Below are 12,514 nucleotides of genomic sequence, written 5' to 3' on the forward strand. Positions count from 1 at the left end.
ATTGGAGAAGCCATGTCACGCATCCAGCTCGCGCTCAACGTCGAGGACCTCGACCAGTCGATCGCGTTCTACTCGACCCTGTTCAACGCCACCCCGGCCAAGACCAAGCCGGGCTACGCCAACTTCGCGATCGCCGAGCCGCCGCTGAAGCTGGTCCTCATCGAGAACCCCGGCCAGGGCGGATCGATCAACCATCTCGGCGTCGAGGTCGCCGACAGCGACACCGTCGACGCCGAGCAGGCGCGACTGACGGAGTCGGGCTTCGCGTCCGTCGACGAGCGCGGCACCACCTGCTGCTACGCCCGCCAGGACAAGTTCTGGGTCGAGAACGCTCCGAACGGCGAGCGGTGGGAGATCTACACCGTGCTCGAGGCCTCCGAGACGTTCTCGGGCACGTCGGACGGCGAGGGAACGTGCTGCGGATCCGAGCCCCTCGAGCTCGCCCCGACGGCTACCGCGTGCTGCTGAGCACTGACGTGTCAGCTGCTGCAGGACGTGGAAAGAGGCCCCCTTCCACATGGGAAAAGGGCCTCTCACCTGTGGTGGAGCCTAGGGGACTCGAACCCCTAACCCCCTGCTTGCAAAGCAGGTGCGCTACCAATTGCGCCAAGGCCCCGATGCGCGTCGGACGCGCAAGGGTTGGAAGGTCAGGCAGGCGTGACCGGGTCGGTCGCCTGGGCCCACAGGGCCTGCTCCTCACGGGACGCGTCGAGCTTCTTCTTGGCGAAGACAGCGGCGGCAGCGGCCAGAGCGAGGAGAACGATCTTCTTCATGAGGCGAGAGGCTACCAACCCCACGCACGCACACGGAAAACGCCCCGGCACACGGCCGAAATGCGCACCGCCCGCGGTCCGGAAGGACTGCGGGCGGTGAGGGTGTGGTGCGCCTAGGAGGACTTGAACCTCCGACCCCCACATTATCAGTGTGGTGCTCTAACCGTCTGAGCTATAGGCGCGACAGCCGCAAGCGGCCGTGGTGTGAACCGTGGCGGAACGTTACCGGAGGCCCTGCCTCTGCAGCAAAACGAGGGGCCCGGAACGGCCCTGGGCCTGCGTCAGCGCTCGTCCTCGGCGAGGGTCAGCTCGATGCCGCCGAGCAGCGCCGCCGCCATGTTGTAGAGGAACGCCGTCAGCGTGGCCACCGCCGTGATCAGCACCGTGTCGACCACGGAGATGATCATGGTGAAGCCGAGGACCCGGGTGGTGCCCAGGTAGTTGTTGACGTCGAACCCGTCGCCGCTGCCACCCATGACGCCACCGACGGTGGAGTTGATCGAGTCCCAGACGCCGGCGATGCCGAGCACGGTCCAGACGACCGCGACCGCAACGACGGTGACGATGCCGAAGGCAACCGCGAGCAGGAACGACGTCTTCATGACCGACCACGGGTCGATCCGCGTCAGGCGCAGGCGCGCACGGCGCGGACGGCGACCCGAGGTCTCCGCAGCCGCGTCCGCGTGCTCCTTCGACTCCGGGTTCGCGTTGGCCCGCATCTCGACCGTGGCGGCCGAGATCGCACTGTTGATCCGCTCACCCAGCGTCTGCTTCGGCGCCTCGTCGCTCATCACTGCTCACTCTCGTCGGTCGGTACGGCCTGCACGTCGGTGGTGTCGACGGGGGCACCACCTGCGGTGTCACCCTCGGCGTCGGACGCGTCGATTGTTGCATCCTCCTCGTCGCGGGCCTCGACCGAGCGAGCGACGACGGCGACCGCGTCACCCTTCTTCGGCGTCACGAACTTCACGCCCATGGTCGAACGACCCTTGGCCGGGAAGTTGTCATCGATGGGGGAGCGGACCACCTGACCACCGTTGGTGATCGACAGGACCTCGTCGCCCTCGATGACGATGAAGGCGCCGACCAGGCCGCCGCGCTTCTCGTCCGTGAGCTGCATGGCCTTGATGCCGAGGCCGCCGCGCGACTGGACCCGGTAGTCCGAGATGCGGGTCCGCTTGGCGTAGCCGCCGTCGGTGATCGTGAAGACGTACTGCTCGACGACCTCGACAGCCTCGTCACCCGACTCCGCGGCCTCCTCGGCAGCGATCTGCTCGGCGCGGATGACCGACATCGACAGCAGTCGGTCGTCCTCGCGGAACTTCATGCCGGAGACGCCGGACGTCGCGCGACCCATCGGGCGCAGCTGGTCGTCGCTCGCGGGGAAGCGGATCGCCTGGGCCTTGCGGGAGACAAGCAGGATGTGGTCGTCCGAGCTCACCAGCTCGGCGCCGATCAGCTCGTCGTCGTCCTCGCGGAAGTTGATCGCGATGACGCCGGCCTGACGCGGGGAGTTGTAGTCGCCGAGGCGGGTCTTCTTGACCAGGCCGTTCTTCGTGGCGAGCACGAGGTACGGCGCCTGCTCGTAGTCGCGGATCGCGAGCACCTGGGCGATCGACTCGTCCGGCTGGAAGCTCAGCAGGCCGGCGACGTGGCCGCCCTTCGCGTCACGACCCGCCTCCGGCAGGTTGTACGCCTTGATCCGGTAGACCCGACCGGCCGTGGTGAAGAAGAGCAGCCAGTGGTGGTTGGTCGTGGAGATGAAGTGCTCGACGACGTCGTCACCCTTCAGCGACGCACCACGCACGCCCTTGCCGCCACGCTTCTGCAGCCGGTACGCCGAGGCGAGCGTGCGCTTGGCGTAGCCACCGCGGGTGATGGAGACGACGAGCTCCTCGTCGGGGATCAGGTCCTCCATGGACATGTCGCCCTCGGCCGCGACGATCTGCGTACGGCGGTCGTCGCCGTACTTCGCGACGATCTCGGCGAGCTCGTCGATGACGATCTGACGCTGACGCTCCGGCTTGGCGAGGATGTCGAGGTAGTCGGCGATCTCGAGCTCGATCTCGGCGAGCTGGTCGATGATCTTCTGTCGCTCGAGCGCGGCCAGGCGGCGCAGCTGCATGTCGAGGATCGCGTTGGCCTGGAGCTCGTCGATGTCGAGCAGCTCGATGAGGCCGCGGCGGGCGTCGTCGACCTCGGGCGAACGACGGATCAGCGCGATGACCTCGTCGAGCATGTCGAGGGCCTTCACGAGGCCGCGCAGGATGTGCGCCCGCTCCTCGGCCTTCGCCAGCCGGAAACGCGTCCGACGCTGGATGACCTCGATCTGGTGGGTCACCCAGTTGCTGATGAACTGGTCGACCGTGAGCGTGCGCGGCACGCCGTCGACCAGCGCGAGCATGTTGGCCGAGAAGTTGGTCTGCAGCTCGGTGTGCTTGAAGAGGTTGTTGAGCACGACCCGGGCGACCGCGTCGCGCTTCAGCACGACCACGAGGCGCTGGCCGGTGCGCGACGAGGTGTCGTCGCGGACCTCGGAGATGCCCTGGATCTTGCCGGAGTCGGCGAGCTCGGCGATCTTCAGCGCAAGGTTGTCCGGGTTGACCATGTAGGGCAGCTCGGTGATCACCAGGCAGGTGCGGCCGCGGTTGTCCTCGTCGACCTCGACGATGGCCCGCTGCGTGATGCCGCCACGACCGGTGCGGTAGGCCTGCTCGATGCCGCTGCGGCCGACGATGAGGGCACCGTTGGGGAAGTCGGGGCCCTTGACCCGCTCCATCACGGCTTCCTGCAGCTCCTCGCGCGTGGCGTCGGGGTGCTGCAGCGACCAGGTCGCCGCCGCGGCGACCTCGCCGAGGTTGTGCGGCGGGATGTTGGTCGCCATGCCGACTGCGATGCCCGCAGAGCCGTTGACCAGCAGGTTGGGGAAGCGCGCCGGCAGGATCGTCGGCTCTTCGGTCTTGCCGTCGTAGTTGGGCGTCATGTCGACGGTGTCTTCGTCGATGTCGCGCACCATCTCCATGGCGAGCGGCGCCATCCGGCACTCGGTGTAACGCATGGCGGCAGCGGGGTCGTTACCGGCCGAACCGAAGTTGCCCTGGCCGTGGATCAGCGGTGCACGCATGACCCAGGGCTGGGTGAGGCGGACCAAGGTGTCGTAGATCGCCGAGTCGCCGTGCGGGTGGTAGTTACCCATGACGTCACCGACGACGCGCGCGCACTTGTTGTAGCTGCGGTCGGGGCGGTAGCCACCGTCGTACATCGCGTAGAGCACGCGGCGGTGCACCGGCTTCAGGCCATCGCGTACGTCGGGCAGCGCGCGGCCGACGATGACCGCCATCGCGTAGTCGATGTAGGAGCGCTGCATCGAGGTCTGCAGCTCGATGGGCTCGACGCGGCCGCCGAAGGGAACGGGAGTTTCAGTCACGATACGTCTCTCTGATCTCGTCTACTCGAATCTAGGAATCTGTGAAGAAACTCAGATATCGAGGAAGCGGACGTCCTTGGCGTTGCGCTGGATGAAGGAACGGCGCTGCTCGACGTCCTCGCCCATGAGGATCGAGAAGATCTCGTCCGCGTGGGCGGCGTCGTCGAGCGTGACCTGGAGCAGGATCCGCTGGCTCGGGTCGAGCGTGGTCTCCCACAGCTCGTCGGCGTTCATCTCACCGAGACCCTTGTAGCGCTGGACCGCGCCTTCCTTGGGAAGCTTCTTGCCGTTGGCGAGGCCGTCGGCCATGAGCGCGTCGCGCTCGGCGTCGGAGTACACGAACTGGTGCTCGGCCGGCTTGTTCCACCGGAGGCGGTAGAGCGGCGGCTGCGCGAGGTAGACGTGGCCGTGCTCGATGAGCGGCTTCATGAAGCGGAAGAGCAAGGTCAGCAGGAGCGTGTTGATGTGGTGGCCGTCGACATCGGCATCCGCCATCAGCACGACCTTGTGGTAGCGCAGCTTGGCGATGTCGAACTCGTCATGCACGCCAGTGCCGAGCGCGGAGATGATCGCCTGCACCTCCTGGTTGCCCAGGACCTTGTCGATGCGTGCCTTCTCGACGTTGAGGATCTTGCCGCGGATCGGGAGGATCGCCTGGATCCGCGGGTCGCGCCCGGACTTCGCGGAGCCACCGGCGGAGTCACCCTCGACGACGAAGACCTCGCACTCCTCGGGGTTGTTGGACTGGCAGTCGGCCAGCTTGCCCGGGAGGCCACCGCCACCGAGGATGCCCTTGCGGTTGCGGGCCAGGTCGCGCGCCTTGCGGGCCGCGATGCGCGCGGTCGCCGCAGCCTGCGCCTTGCGGATGATGTCCTTGCCCTCGGTGGGGTTCTTCTCCAGCCACTCGCCGAGCTGGTCGTTGACGACGCTCTGCGTGAAGCCCTTGGCCTCGGTGTTGCCGAGCTTGGCCTTGGTCTGGCCCTCGAACTGCGGGTTGGAGATCTTCAGGCTGATGATCGCGGTCAGGCCCTCGCGGATGTCGTCACCCGTGAGGCGGTCTTCCTTCTTCTTGACCAGGCCCCAGGTCTCGCCCCACTTGTTCATCAGCGAGGTGAGCGCCGTACGGAAGCCCTCCTCGTGCGTGCCGCCCTCGGGGGTGTTGATCGTGTTGGCGAAGGTGTGGACCGACTCGTTGTACGACGAGGCCTGCCACTGCATCGCGATCTCGAGGCTCATCGGGTTCGGGACGTCGTCCGACGTCTCCGCGTCGAAGGCGATGATCGGCGAGAGCACGGCCTTGCGCTTGTTGAGGTGGTCGACGTAGTCGGCCAGACCGCGGTCGTACTGGAAGACGATCTCGAGCGCCTCACCCTCGCGGTGCGGCTGGTCCTCGTGGTGCGCGTCGATGTCGTTGGAGATCGTGTCGTCCTCGACGGCGTCCGCGATCTCGGCGGCCTCGGGACGCTCGTCGCGCAGGACGATGCGGAGGCCCTTGTTGAGGAAGGCCATCTCGCGGAAGCGGGTCGTGATCGTCTCGAGGTTGTAGACGGTCGTCTCGAAGATGTCCGACGAGGCAAACCAGGTCACCGTCGTGCCGGTGCGCTCACCGTCCTCGAGCGGGCGGACCTGGCGCAGCGCGTAGCGCGGGACACCGAGGTCGAACTCCTGCTCCCACAGGTAGCCACGGTTCTTGATCTCGAGCTTGAGCGTCGTGGAGAGCGCGTTGACGACCGAGGAGCCGACGCCGTGCAGACCGCCGGAGACCTTGTAGCCGCCGCCGCCGAACTTGCCGCCCGCGTGCAGGACGGTGAGGGCGAGGGTCGCGGCCGGGAGCTCCTGACCCGGCGCGGTGTCGGTCGGGATGCCTCGACCGTTGTCGACGACGCTGACCGAGCCGTCGGCGTTGAGCCGGACGAGGATCTCGTCGCAGTGACCGGCGAGCGCCTCGTCGACCGCGTTGTCGACGATCTCCCAGATCAGGTGGTGGAGACCACGGACACCGGTCGAGCCGATGTACATGCCCGGTCGCTTCCGGACGGCTTCGAGGCCCTCGAGGACCTGGATCGCCGAAGCGTCGTACTCGTTGTTGACCTGGTCCTGCTCCGACACCCGGGAACCTCTTCGTAACTGGCGAGACATGCAGAAGGCCGCACTACGCGAGCGTTGCGACCTAGGTGATCCATGTTACCCGCGTACGCACGCGTAGCGGGGTTCCCGCCCCGGAATTGGGGACGATCTGTGTAGAAATCAGCCCGTACGCCGCGTTCTACGGCCCCGAGAACGCCCGAACAGGGGGTCGTCTGGGTCCCCCTATGGGCGGCCCCGCCCAACAGGGCCCATTCCGGCGCTGCTGGCGACAGGCCCGGATCAGCCGTAGGTGTCGCGGGGTCCGCGACCGTCGCGGGCGCTGATCCGGCCCTTCTTCCAGCTCGGCGCGGTCGGCCCCTCGATGTCGATCACGGTCACGGAACCGTGCCCGATCTCCTCGTTGAGCCGGCGGACGAGGGTCGGGGCGAGCAGCTTCAGCTGAGTCGCCCAGGCCGTGGATCCGGTGCGCACCGTGAGCCGGCCATCCGCGAACGCCGTCGGCTGGCAGTGCCGTGCGACCTCGGCACCGACGATGTCGGCCCAGCGGGCGAAGACAGCGTGGACCTTGAGGTCGAGCGTCCAGCCATGGTCCGCGACCAGCCGTCCGAGCGTCGTGTCGAGCAGCTGCGGATCGCGCTCGTCCGGGTGTGCGCCGGAGACGCGCGGCCCCTCCTTGCGGCGGGCCCGCTCCGCTGCATCGCTCGGCTTCCTGCGCTTGGCTCGCGGTGCGTTCTTCGCCGCGCCCGCCATCGACCGCGCGATGGTGCGGGCCAGGTCCAGCCCCGTCGCGTCGTGGTCGTCAGGGGCCGCCGGCTCCAGATCGGCCGCTTGGCCGGGATCGACGTCCGACTCGTCCTCAGGACTCACGCGTCACCACACCCTCACCGACCGCGTAGCGGGTGCCGGCCAGGGCAGCGGGCACGTCCTCGGCGACCGCGGCAGTGATCAGCACCTGCTCGGCACCTGCCACCAGGTCCGCCAGCTGCTCCCGCCGTCCGGCGTCGAGCTCGGCGAACACGTCATCGAGAATCAGGATCGGGTCGTCGCCCTCCGCCCGCAAGAGGTCGTACGACGCAAGCTTCAGCGCCAGCGCGAACGACCAGGACTCGCCGTGGCTCGCGTAGCCCTTCACCGGCAGGCGCAGCTCGCTGTTGCCGAGCGTCAGCAGCAGCTCGTCGCGGTGCGGGCCGACGAGCGAGACGCCACGATCGAGCTCGTCCTTGCGTCGTCGTTCGACCTCGTCGAGGAGGCGGGCCTCGAGCCAGGCGACCTCCATGACGCCGTCGCCCTCGGGGGCACCGTCCTCAGCAACCGAGGGGAGCGAGGCCTTGTACTCGATCGCCGCGTCATCACGGCCGGCACCGCGGGCCACCGTCGCGTAGGCCTTCCCGACGTACGGCGCGAGGTCGGCGACCAGCCGGAGCCGGGCAGCGAGGAACTCGGCGCCGACGCGCGCCAGGTGCTCGTCCCAGACCGAGAGCGTGGCGAGCGCTCCCTCGCGTGCGGATCCGCGGGCCAGGCCGGCGGTCTTGAGGAGGGTGTTGCGCTGGCGCAGGATCCGGTCGTAGTCCGACCGGACGCCAGCGATCCGCGGGGTACGCAGCACCAGCAGGTCGTCGAGGAACTTCCGGCGGTCCGACGGGTCACCCTTGACCAGGGTCAGGTCGTCGGGCGCGAAGACCACGGTCCGCACGAGCCCGACGAGCTCACGGGCGCGGGGGAGCTGCGTGCGGTTGATCCGGGCGCGGTTGGACTTGCCCGGGTTGATCTCGATCTCGAGCGTCGCGTTGCGACCGTCGCGGACCACGGCCGCGCGGATGATCGCTTGTCCGGCGCCCGCACGCACGAGCGGCGCATCGTTCGCGACCCGGTGTGAGGAGAGCCGCGAGAGGTAGTCGATCGCCTCGACCAGGTTCGTCTTGCCCTGGCCGTTGCGTCCGATGAACGCCACCGGACCCGGCTCGAGCGCGACGTCGAGGTCGGCGTACGACCGGAAGTCGTGCAGGGTCAGGTGGCTGACGTACAGCGGTCAGTCCTTCTTGATGGCATGGCCGCCGAAGCCGTTGCGCATCGCGGAGATCGCCTTCATCGCGTGGTCGTCCTCCTGGCGGGAGACGAAGCGTGCGAAGAGGCTCGCCGAGATGGCGGGCATCGGAACGGCGTGCTCGATCGCCGCCTCGACGGTCCACCGGCCCTCGCCGGAGTCGTCGGCGTAGCCCTTGATCGCGTCCAGGTGCTCGTCGGCGCGGAGCTGGTCGACCAGCAGGTCCAGCAGCCAGGAACGAACGACGGTGCCGGTGCGCCAGGAGGCGAAGACCTCGGGGACGTTCTCCACCATCTCGGTCTTGTCGAGCAGCTCCCAGCCCTCGGCGTACGCCTGCATCATCGCGTACTCGATGCCGTTGTGGACCATCTTGGCGAAGTGCCCCGCGCCCGGCTTCGGGCCGCAGTGCACCAGCCCGTCGGGGGTGTCCGCCGGCTTGAGGGCCTCGAACGCCGGCATCACCTTGGCCGCGTCCTGCTCGCTGCCGCCGTACATGAGGGCGTAGCCGTTCTCCAGGCCCCAGACGCCGCCGGAGACACCGCAGTCGACGAAGCCGATGCCCTTCTCGGCCAGGCTCGCCGCGTTGAGCGCGTCATCGGTGTACTTGGAGTTGCCGCCGTCGACGACGAGGTCACCCTCGGCGAGCAGCTCCTTCAGCTCGCCGATCGTCGAACGCGTCGGGTCACCCGCGGGCACCATCACCCAGACGACCGCCGGCGACGGAAGCTTGTCGACCATCGCCGCGAGGCTCTCGACGTCGGAGACCTCAGGGTTGCGGTCGTAGCCCACGACGGTGTGGCCTGCGCGGCGCAGTCGCTCGCGCATGTTGCCGCCCATCTTGCCGAGGCCGACGAGTCCGATCTCCATGCTGTCCTCCGTAGGTCGAGTGATCTCGATACGGCGCCGGAGCGCCTGCTCGACCACCGTGGGTCGAGCCCGTCGCGATCAGGAAAGCAGACGACGCGGCATCAGCAGGTAGCGGAATCCCGCAGCACCCTCGGAGCGGCCGCTGATGACGACCGGCTTGCTGGCCTGGGTGAAGGCGAGCTCCACGACCGACTCCTCGATGGCCGAGAGGCCGTCGAGCAGGAACGTCGGGTTGAAGCCGGTGGTGATGTCCTCGCCCGTGATCTCGGCGGCCAGCGCCTCGGAGGCCTGGGCCTCTTCGCCAGAACCTGCCTCGAGGGTGAGAACGCCGTCGGAGAAGGCCATCTGGACCGCCGTGTTGCGCTCGGCCACCAGGGCGACGCGCTTCACCGACTCGATCAGCTGGGCCTTGTCGACCACGGCAACGGTCTGGTGCTCGCTCGGGAACAGGCTGCGGACCTTCGGGAACTCACCGTCGAGCAGACGGGTCGTCGTACGACGGATGCCGCCGGCGACCTGGCCCTCGAAGCCGATGATGCCGTCGCCGGTGCCCGAGGCGGACAGCGCGATGGTGATCTCGCTGCCGGCAGTGAGCGACTTGGCGGTGTCGGCGAGGACCTTGGCCGGGACGAGCGCGGCAACCGACTCGTCAGGCGTGTTGGGGTTCCAGTCGAGCTCGCGGTGCGAGAGGCGGAAGCGGTCGGTGGCGAGCAGGTTGACCGACTCGCCCTCGATCTCGATCCGGACACCGGTGAGGACCGGAAGCATGTCGTCGCGGCCGGCGGCGGTGACCGCCTGGCTGACCGCCTGCGCGAAGGCGTCGGAGGCGACCGAACCGGTCGCAGCCGGCATGTCCGGAAGGCTCGGGTAGTCGTCGACCGGCATCGTCTGCAGCGAGAAGCGCGCCGAGCCACAGGTGAGCGTGACGCGCGCACCGTCGAGGACCACGTCGACCGGCTTGGCCGGGAGGTTGCGGCAGATGTCCGCGAGCAGGCGACCGGAGACCAGTGCGCTGCCCTCGTCGGCGACCTCGGCGGCGAGGGTCGCGCGGGCCGAGGTCTCGTAGTCGAACGTCGAGAGCACCAGGCCCTCCTGCCCGGCCTCGATCAGGAGACCAGCAAGGACGGGGACGCTCGGACGCACAGGCAGGGAACGCGCGGCCCAGGCAACAGCGTCGGCGAGGGCGTCGCGCTCGATGCGGAACTTCACTTCTCTTCTGCCTCCGTGCAGGGGAACGACAAGACTGGACTGTGCATCCTGCCATGCGGGTGGAGTGATCGGGAGGGCAGCGTCGAACCTGTCATTCGCCGGGAGGCTCCGTCGTGTGGTCCGCGGGAGAGGTTGTCCCCAGAAAGTCAGCAGGAAGTCGTTGGACGGTCGATGGGAACTTGATAGGTCTCATCGTTGTCGTAGGTTCCGTGGAAACTGTGGACAACTCGTGTCTGTGCAGGTCAGACCCTGAATTCGTGTGCACATGCCCTGTGGGCGAGCAGGGGATGAATGACAGGCACCTGTGGTCTGGCGAGCGGCATGTGCGCTGTTCCCACACTTGTCCACAGATCACTCATTTGTGATTCGGACCTGAAACGACAGGAGTTCCACAGCCTCGAGGGGCCGTGGAACTCCTGTCATTCGGGCTGCGTTGTGTCCGCGGAGCGGGATTCAGCCGGCGCGCGTCTGCATCTTGATGCGGTTCGTCAGCTCGGAAACCTGGTTGAAGACGGCCCGACGCTCGGCGAGGAGGTCCTTGATCTTGCGGTCGGCGTACATGACCGTCGTGTGGTCGCGGCCGCCGAACTCGCGCCCGATCTGCGGCAGCGACATGTTGGTCAGCTCCCGGCAGAGGTACATCGCGATCTGGCGTCCCGTCACGAGGTGCCTGCCGCGGCTCGGGCCGGTCAGCTCGTCGATGGTGACCCCGAAGTACGCCGCCGTCTGGGCGATGATCTGCGCGGCGGTGATGTCCGGCTCGCCACCTTCGGGCATGAGGTCCTTGAGCACGATCTCGGCCAGGGTCATGTCGACCTCCTGGCGGTTGAGGTTCGCGAAGGCGGTGACGCGGATCAGCGCACCCTCGAGCTCGCGGATGTTGGTCTGCACCTTGGACGCGATGAACTCGAGCACCTCCGGCGGAGCCGTGAGGCGGTCCATCGCAGCCTTCTTGCGGAGGATGGCGATACGGGTCTCGAGGTCGGGGGCCTGGACGTCGGTGATCAGACCCCACTCGAACCGGCTGCGGAGCCGGTCCTCGAGCGCCTCGAGTCGCTTGGGCGCGCGGTCGGAGGTGAGGACGATCTGCTTGTTGGCGTTGTGGAGCGCGTTGAAGGTGTGGAAGAACTCCTCCTGCGTCTGCTCCTTGCCCTCGAGGAACTGGATGTCGTCGATCAGCAGGACGTCGATGTCGCGGTAGCGCTTCTGGAACTGACCCTGCTTGCCGTTCTGGATCGAGTTGATGAAGTCGTTGGTGAACTCCTCGCTCGACACGTAGCGGACCTTGGCGCCCTGGTAGAGCGAGCGGACGTAGTGACCGATGGCGTGGAGCAGGTGCGTCTTCCCGAGGCCGGAGTCGCCGTAGATCATCAGCGGGTTGTACGCCTTGCCCGGTGCCTCGGCGACCGCAACAGCCGCCGCGTGGGGGAAGCGGTTGGAGGAGCCGATGACGAAGCTCTCGAAGACGTACTTGGGGTTGAGGCGGGTCTCGAGCGCACTCGGTGCCTCAAAAGTCGAGTTGTCGACATATCCACTCATCGACTGTTGGGGAACCGGTGCGGCCTGGGCGTCGGCGACGTGGCGCCCGACGGGCGGGAGCTCCTCGGCGCTGATGCCGTGGTCAAGCTGCGGGTTGACCGTCACCGCGATGCGGATGTTGGTGCCGAAGGCCTCCGAGAGGGAGTCCTCGAGGCGCGTACGCAGCCGGCCCTCGAGCTGGGTGCGGGTGAACTCGTTGGGCACCGCGATGATCGCGGTCGTCTCGTGGAGGGTCACCGGCTCGCTCGTGCTCAGCCAGGCTCGCTGGTTGGGCTGGAGATCGCTGACGAGGTTGCGCCAGACGGTCGCCAGGTCCGGACTGGCCTGGGAGTTCTCCACTGTGCGTCGACCCTTCACCTTGTGCGACGACCGCCCCATACGGTCGTCTGCGTCACACTCGCGCCCCGTCGTCGTGAGTCGACGTCGGTTGTACTCCTGAGTTCCACAACTTTATCCACAGGTTGTGAGTCTTGCTCACGGGGTGTGGATGAACCCCTCGAACACACCCCTCAAGACAGGGTCCCGAGAGGTGTAACTGCAGGTCAGCGGCCTGATCGATGATCCACA

10 protein-coding genes and 2 tRNA genes are annotated in these 12,514 nt (G+C 67.6%); 1 reads left to right on the plus strand and 11 read right to left on the minus strand.

Translation table 11 applies throughout. The features are described 5' to 3' along the window. Positions 1 to 12: 12 nt before the first annotated feature. Complete coding sequence (locus EPD65_RS02965) at positions 13 to 468, plus strand: ArsI/CadI family heavy metal resistance metalloenzyme (protein WP_131581673.1); 456 nt, start codon at positions 13 to 15, stop codon at positions 466 to 468. Positions 469 to 540: 72 nt separating this feature from the next. Here EPD65_RS02965 and EPD65_RS02970 read toward each other — a convergent pair. From EPD65_RS02970 to dnaA, 11 genes are all read right to left on the minus strand, one after another. Beyond that, positions 541 to 616 (minus strand) — tRNA-Ala (locus EPD65_RS02970). A gap of 31 nt (positions 617 to 647) precedes the next feature. Then, complete coding sequence (locus EPD65_RS16495; RefSeq protein WP_243640414.1) at positions 648 to 773, minus strand: DLW-39 family protein; 126 nt, start codon at positions 771 to 773, stop codon at positions 648 to 650. Positions 774 to 878: 105 nt separating this feature from the next. Further along, positions 879 to 955: transfer RNA gene (locus tag EPD65_RS02975), tRNA-Ile, on the minus strand. Between the two features lie 99 nt (positions 956 to 1,054). Beyond that, positions 1,055 to 1,564: a DUF3566 domain-containing protein gene (locus tag EPD65_RS02980; protein ID WP_131581674.1), complete on the minus strand. Its 510-nt coding sequence runs from the start codon at positions 1,562 to 1,564 to the stop codon at positions 1,055 to 1,057. Further along, entirely contained in the window at positions 1,564 to 4,200 is a 2,637-nt protein-coding gene (gyrA, locus tag EPD65_RS02985; protein WP_131581675.1) for a DNA gyrase subunit A, read from the minus strand. The genes EPD65_RS02980 and gyrA overlap by 1 nt, the downstream gene beginning before the upstream one ends. Before the next feature lie 51 nt (positions 4,201 to 4,251). Further along, complete coding sequence (gene gyrB / locus EPD65_RS02990) at positions 4,252 to 6,309, minus strand: DNA topoisomerase (ATP-hydrolyzing) subunit B (RefSeq protein ID WP_243640415.1); 2,058 nt, start codon at positions 6,307 to 6,309, stop codon at positions 4,252 to 4,254. A 258-nt stretch (positions 6,310 to 6,567) separates the two neighbouring features. Beyond that, the gene (locus EPD65_RS02995; RefSeq protein WP_243640416.1) at positions 6,568 to 7,155 is read right to left on the minus strand and encodes a DciA family protein; all 588 of its coding nucleotides are present in this window, start codon (positions 7,153 to 7,155) and stop codon (positions 6,568 to 6,570) included. After that, positions 7,145 to 8,314: a DNA replication/repair protein RecF gene (recF, locus tag EPD65_RS03000; RefSeq protein WP_131581677.1), complete on the minus strand. Its 1,170-nt coding sequence runs from the start codon at positions 8,312 to 8,314 to the stop codon at positions 7,145 to 7,147. Before recF ends, EPD65_RS02995 begins: the two co-directional genes overlap by 11 nt. A gap of 3 nt (positions 8,315 to 8,317) precedes the next feature. Continuing rightward, a complete protein-coding gene (gene gnd / locus EPD65_RS03005; RefSeq protein ID WP_131581678.1) occupies positions 8,318 to 9,199 on the minus strand; it encodes a phosphogluconate dehydrogenase (NAD(+)-dependent, decarboxylating) in 882 nt (293 codons plus the stop codon). A 78-nt stretch (positions 9,200 to 9,277) separates the two neighbouring features. Beyond that, positions 9,278 to 10,408, minus strand: coding sequence for a DNA polymerase III subunit beta (dnaN, locus tag EPD65_RS03010; RefSeq protein ID WP_131581679.1), 1,131 nt, complete (start codon positions 10,406 to 10,408; stop codon positions 9,278 to 9,280). Positions 10,409 to 10,861: 453 nt separating this feature from the next. Then, positions 10,862 to 12,325, minus strand: a complete 1,464-nt coding sequence (gene dnaA / locus EPD65_RS03015; protein ID WP_131581680.1) for a chromosomal replication initiator protein DnaA — start codon at positions 12,323 to 12,325, stop codon at positions 10,862 to 10,864. Positions 12,326 to 12,514 lie beyond the last annotated feature (189 nt).

This window comes from Nocardioides jejuensis (assembly GCF_004337475.1).
Classification (GTDB): Bacteria; Actinomycetota; Actinomycetes; order Propionibacteriales; family Nocardioidaceae; genus Nocardioides; species Nocardioides jejuensis.

What these genes read in the sequence shown, in the direction of transcription:
- EPD65_RS02980 (WP_131581674.1), bottom strand. Translation starts at nt 1,564, where the DNA reads ATGAGCGACGAGGCGCCGAAGCAGACGCTGGGTGAGCGGATCAACAGT.
- EPD65_RS16495 (WP_243640414.1), bottom strand. Translation starts at nt 773, where the DNA reads ATGAAGAAGATCGTTCTCCTCGCTCTGGCCGCTGCCGCCGCTGTCTTC.
- dnaA (WP_131581680.1), bottom strand. Translation starts at nt 12,325, where the DNA reads ATGGGGCGGTCGTCGCACAAGGTGAAGGGTCGACGCACAGTGGAGAAC.
- EPD65_RS02965 (WP_131581673.1), top strand. Translation starts at nt 13, where the DNA reads ATGTCACGCATCCAGCTCGCGCTCAACGTCGAGGACCTCGACCAGTCG.
- gnd (WP_131581678.1), bottom strand. Translation starts at nt 9,199, where the DNA reads ATGGAGATCGGACTCGTCGGCCTCGGCAAGATGGGCGGCAACATGCGC.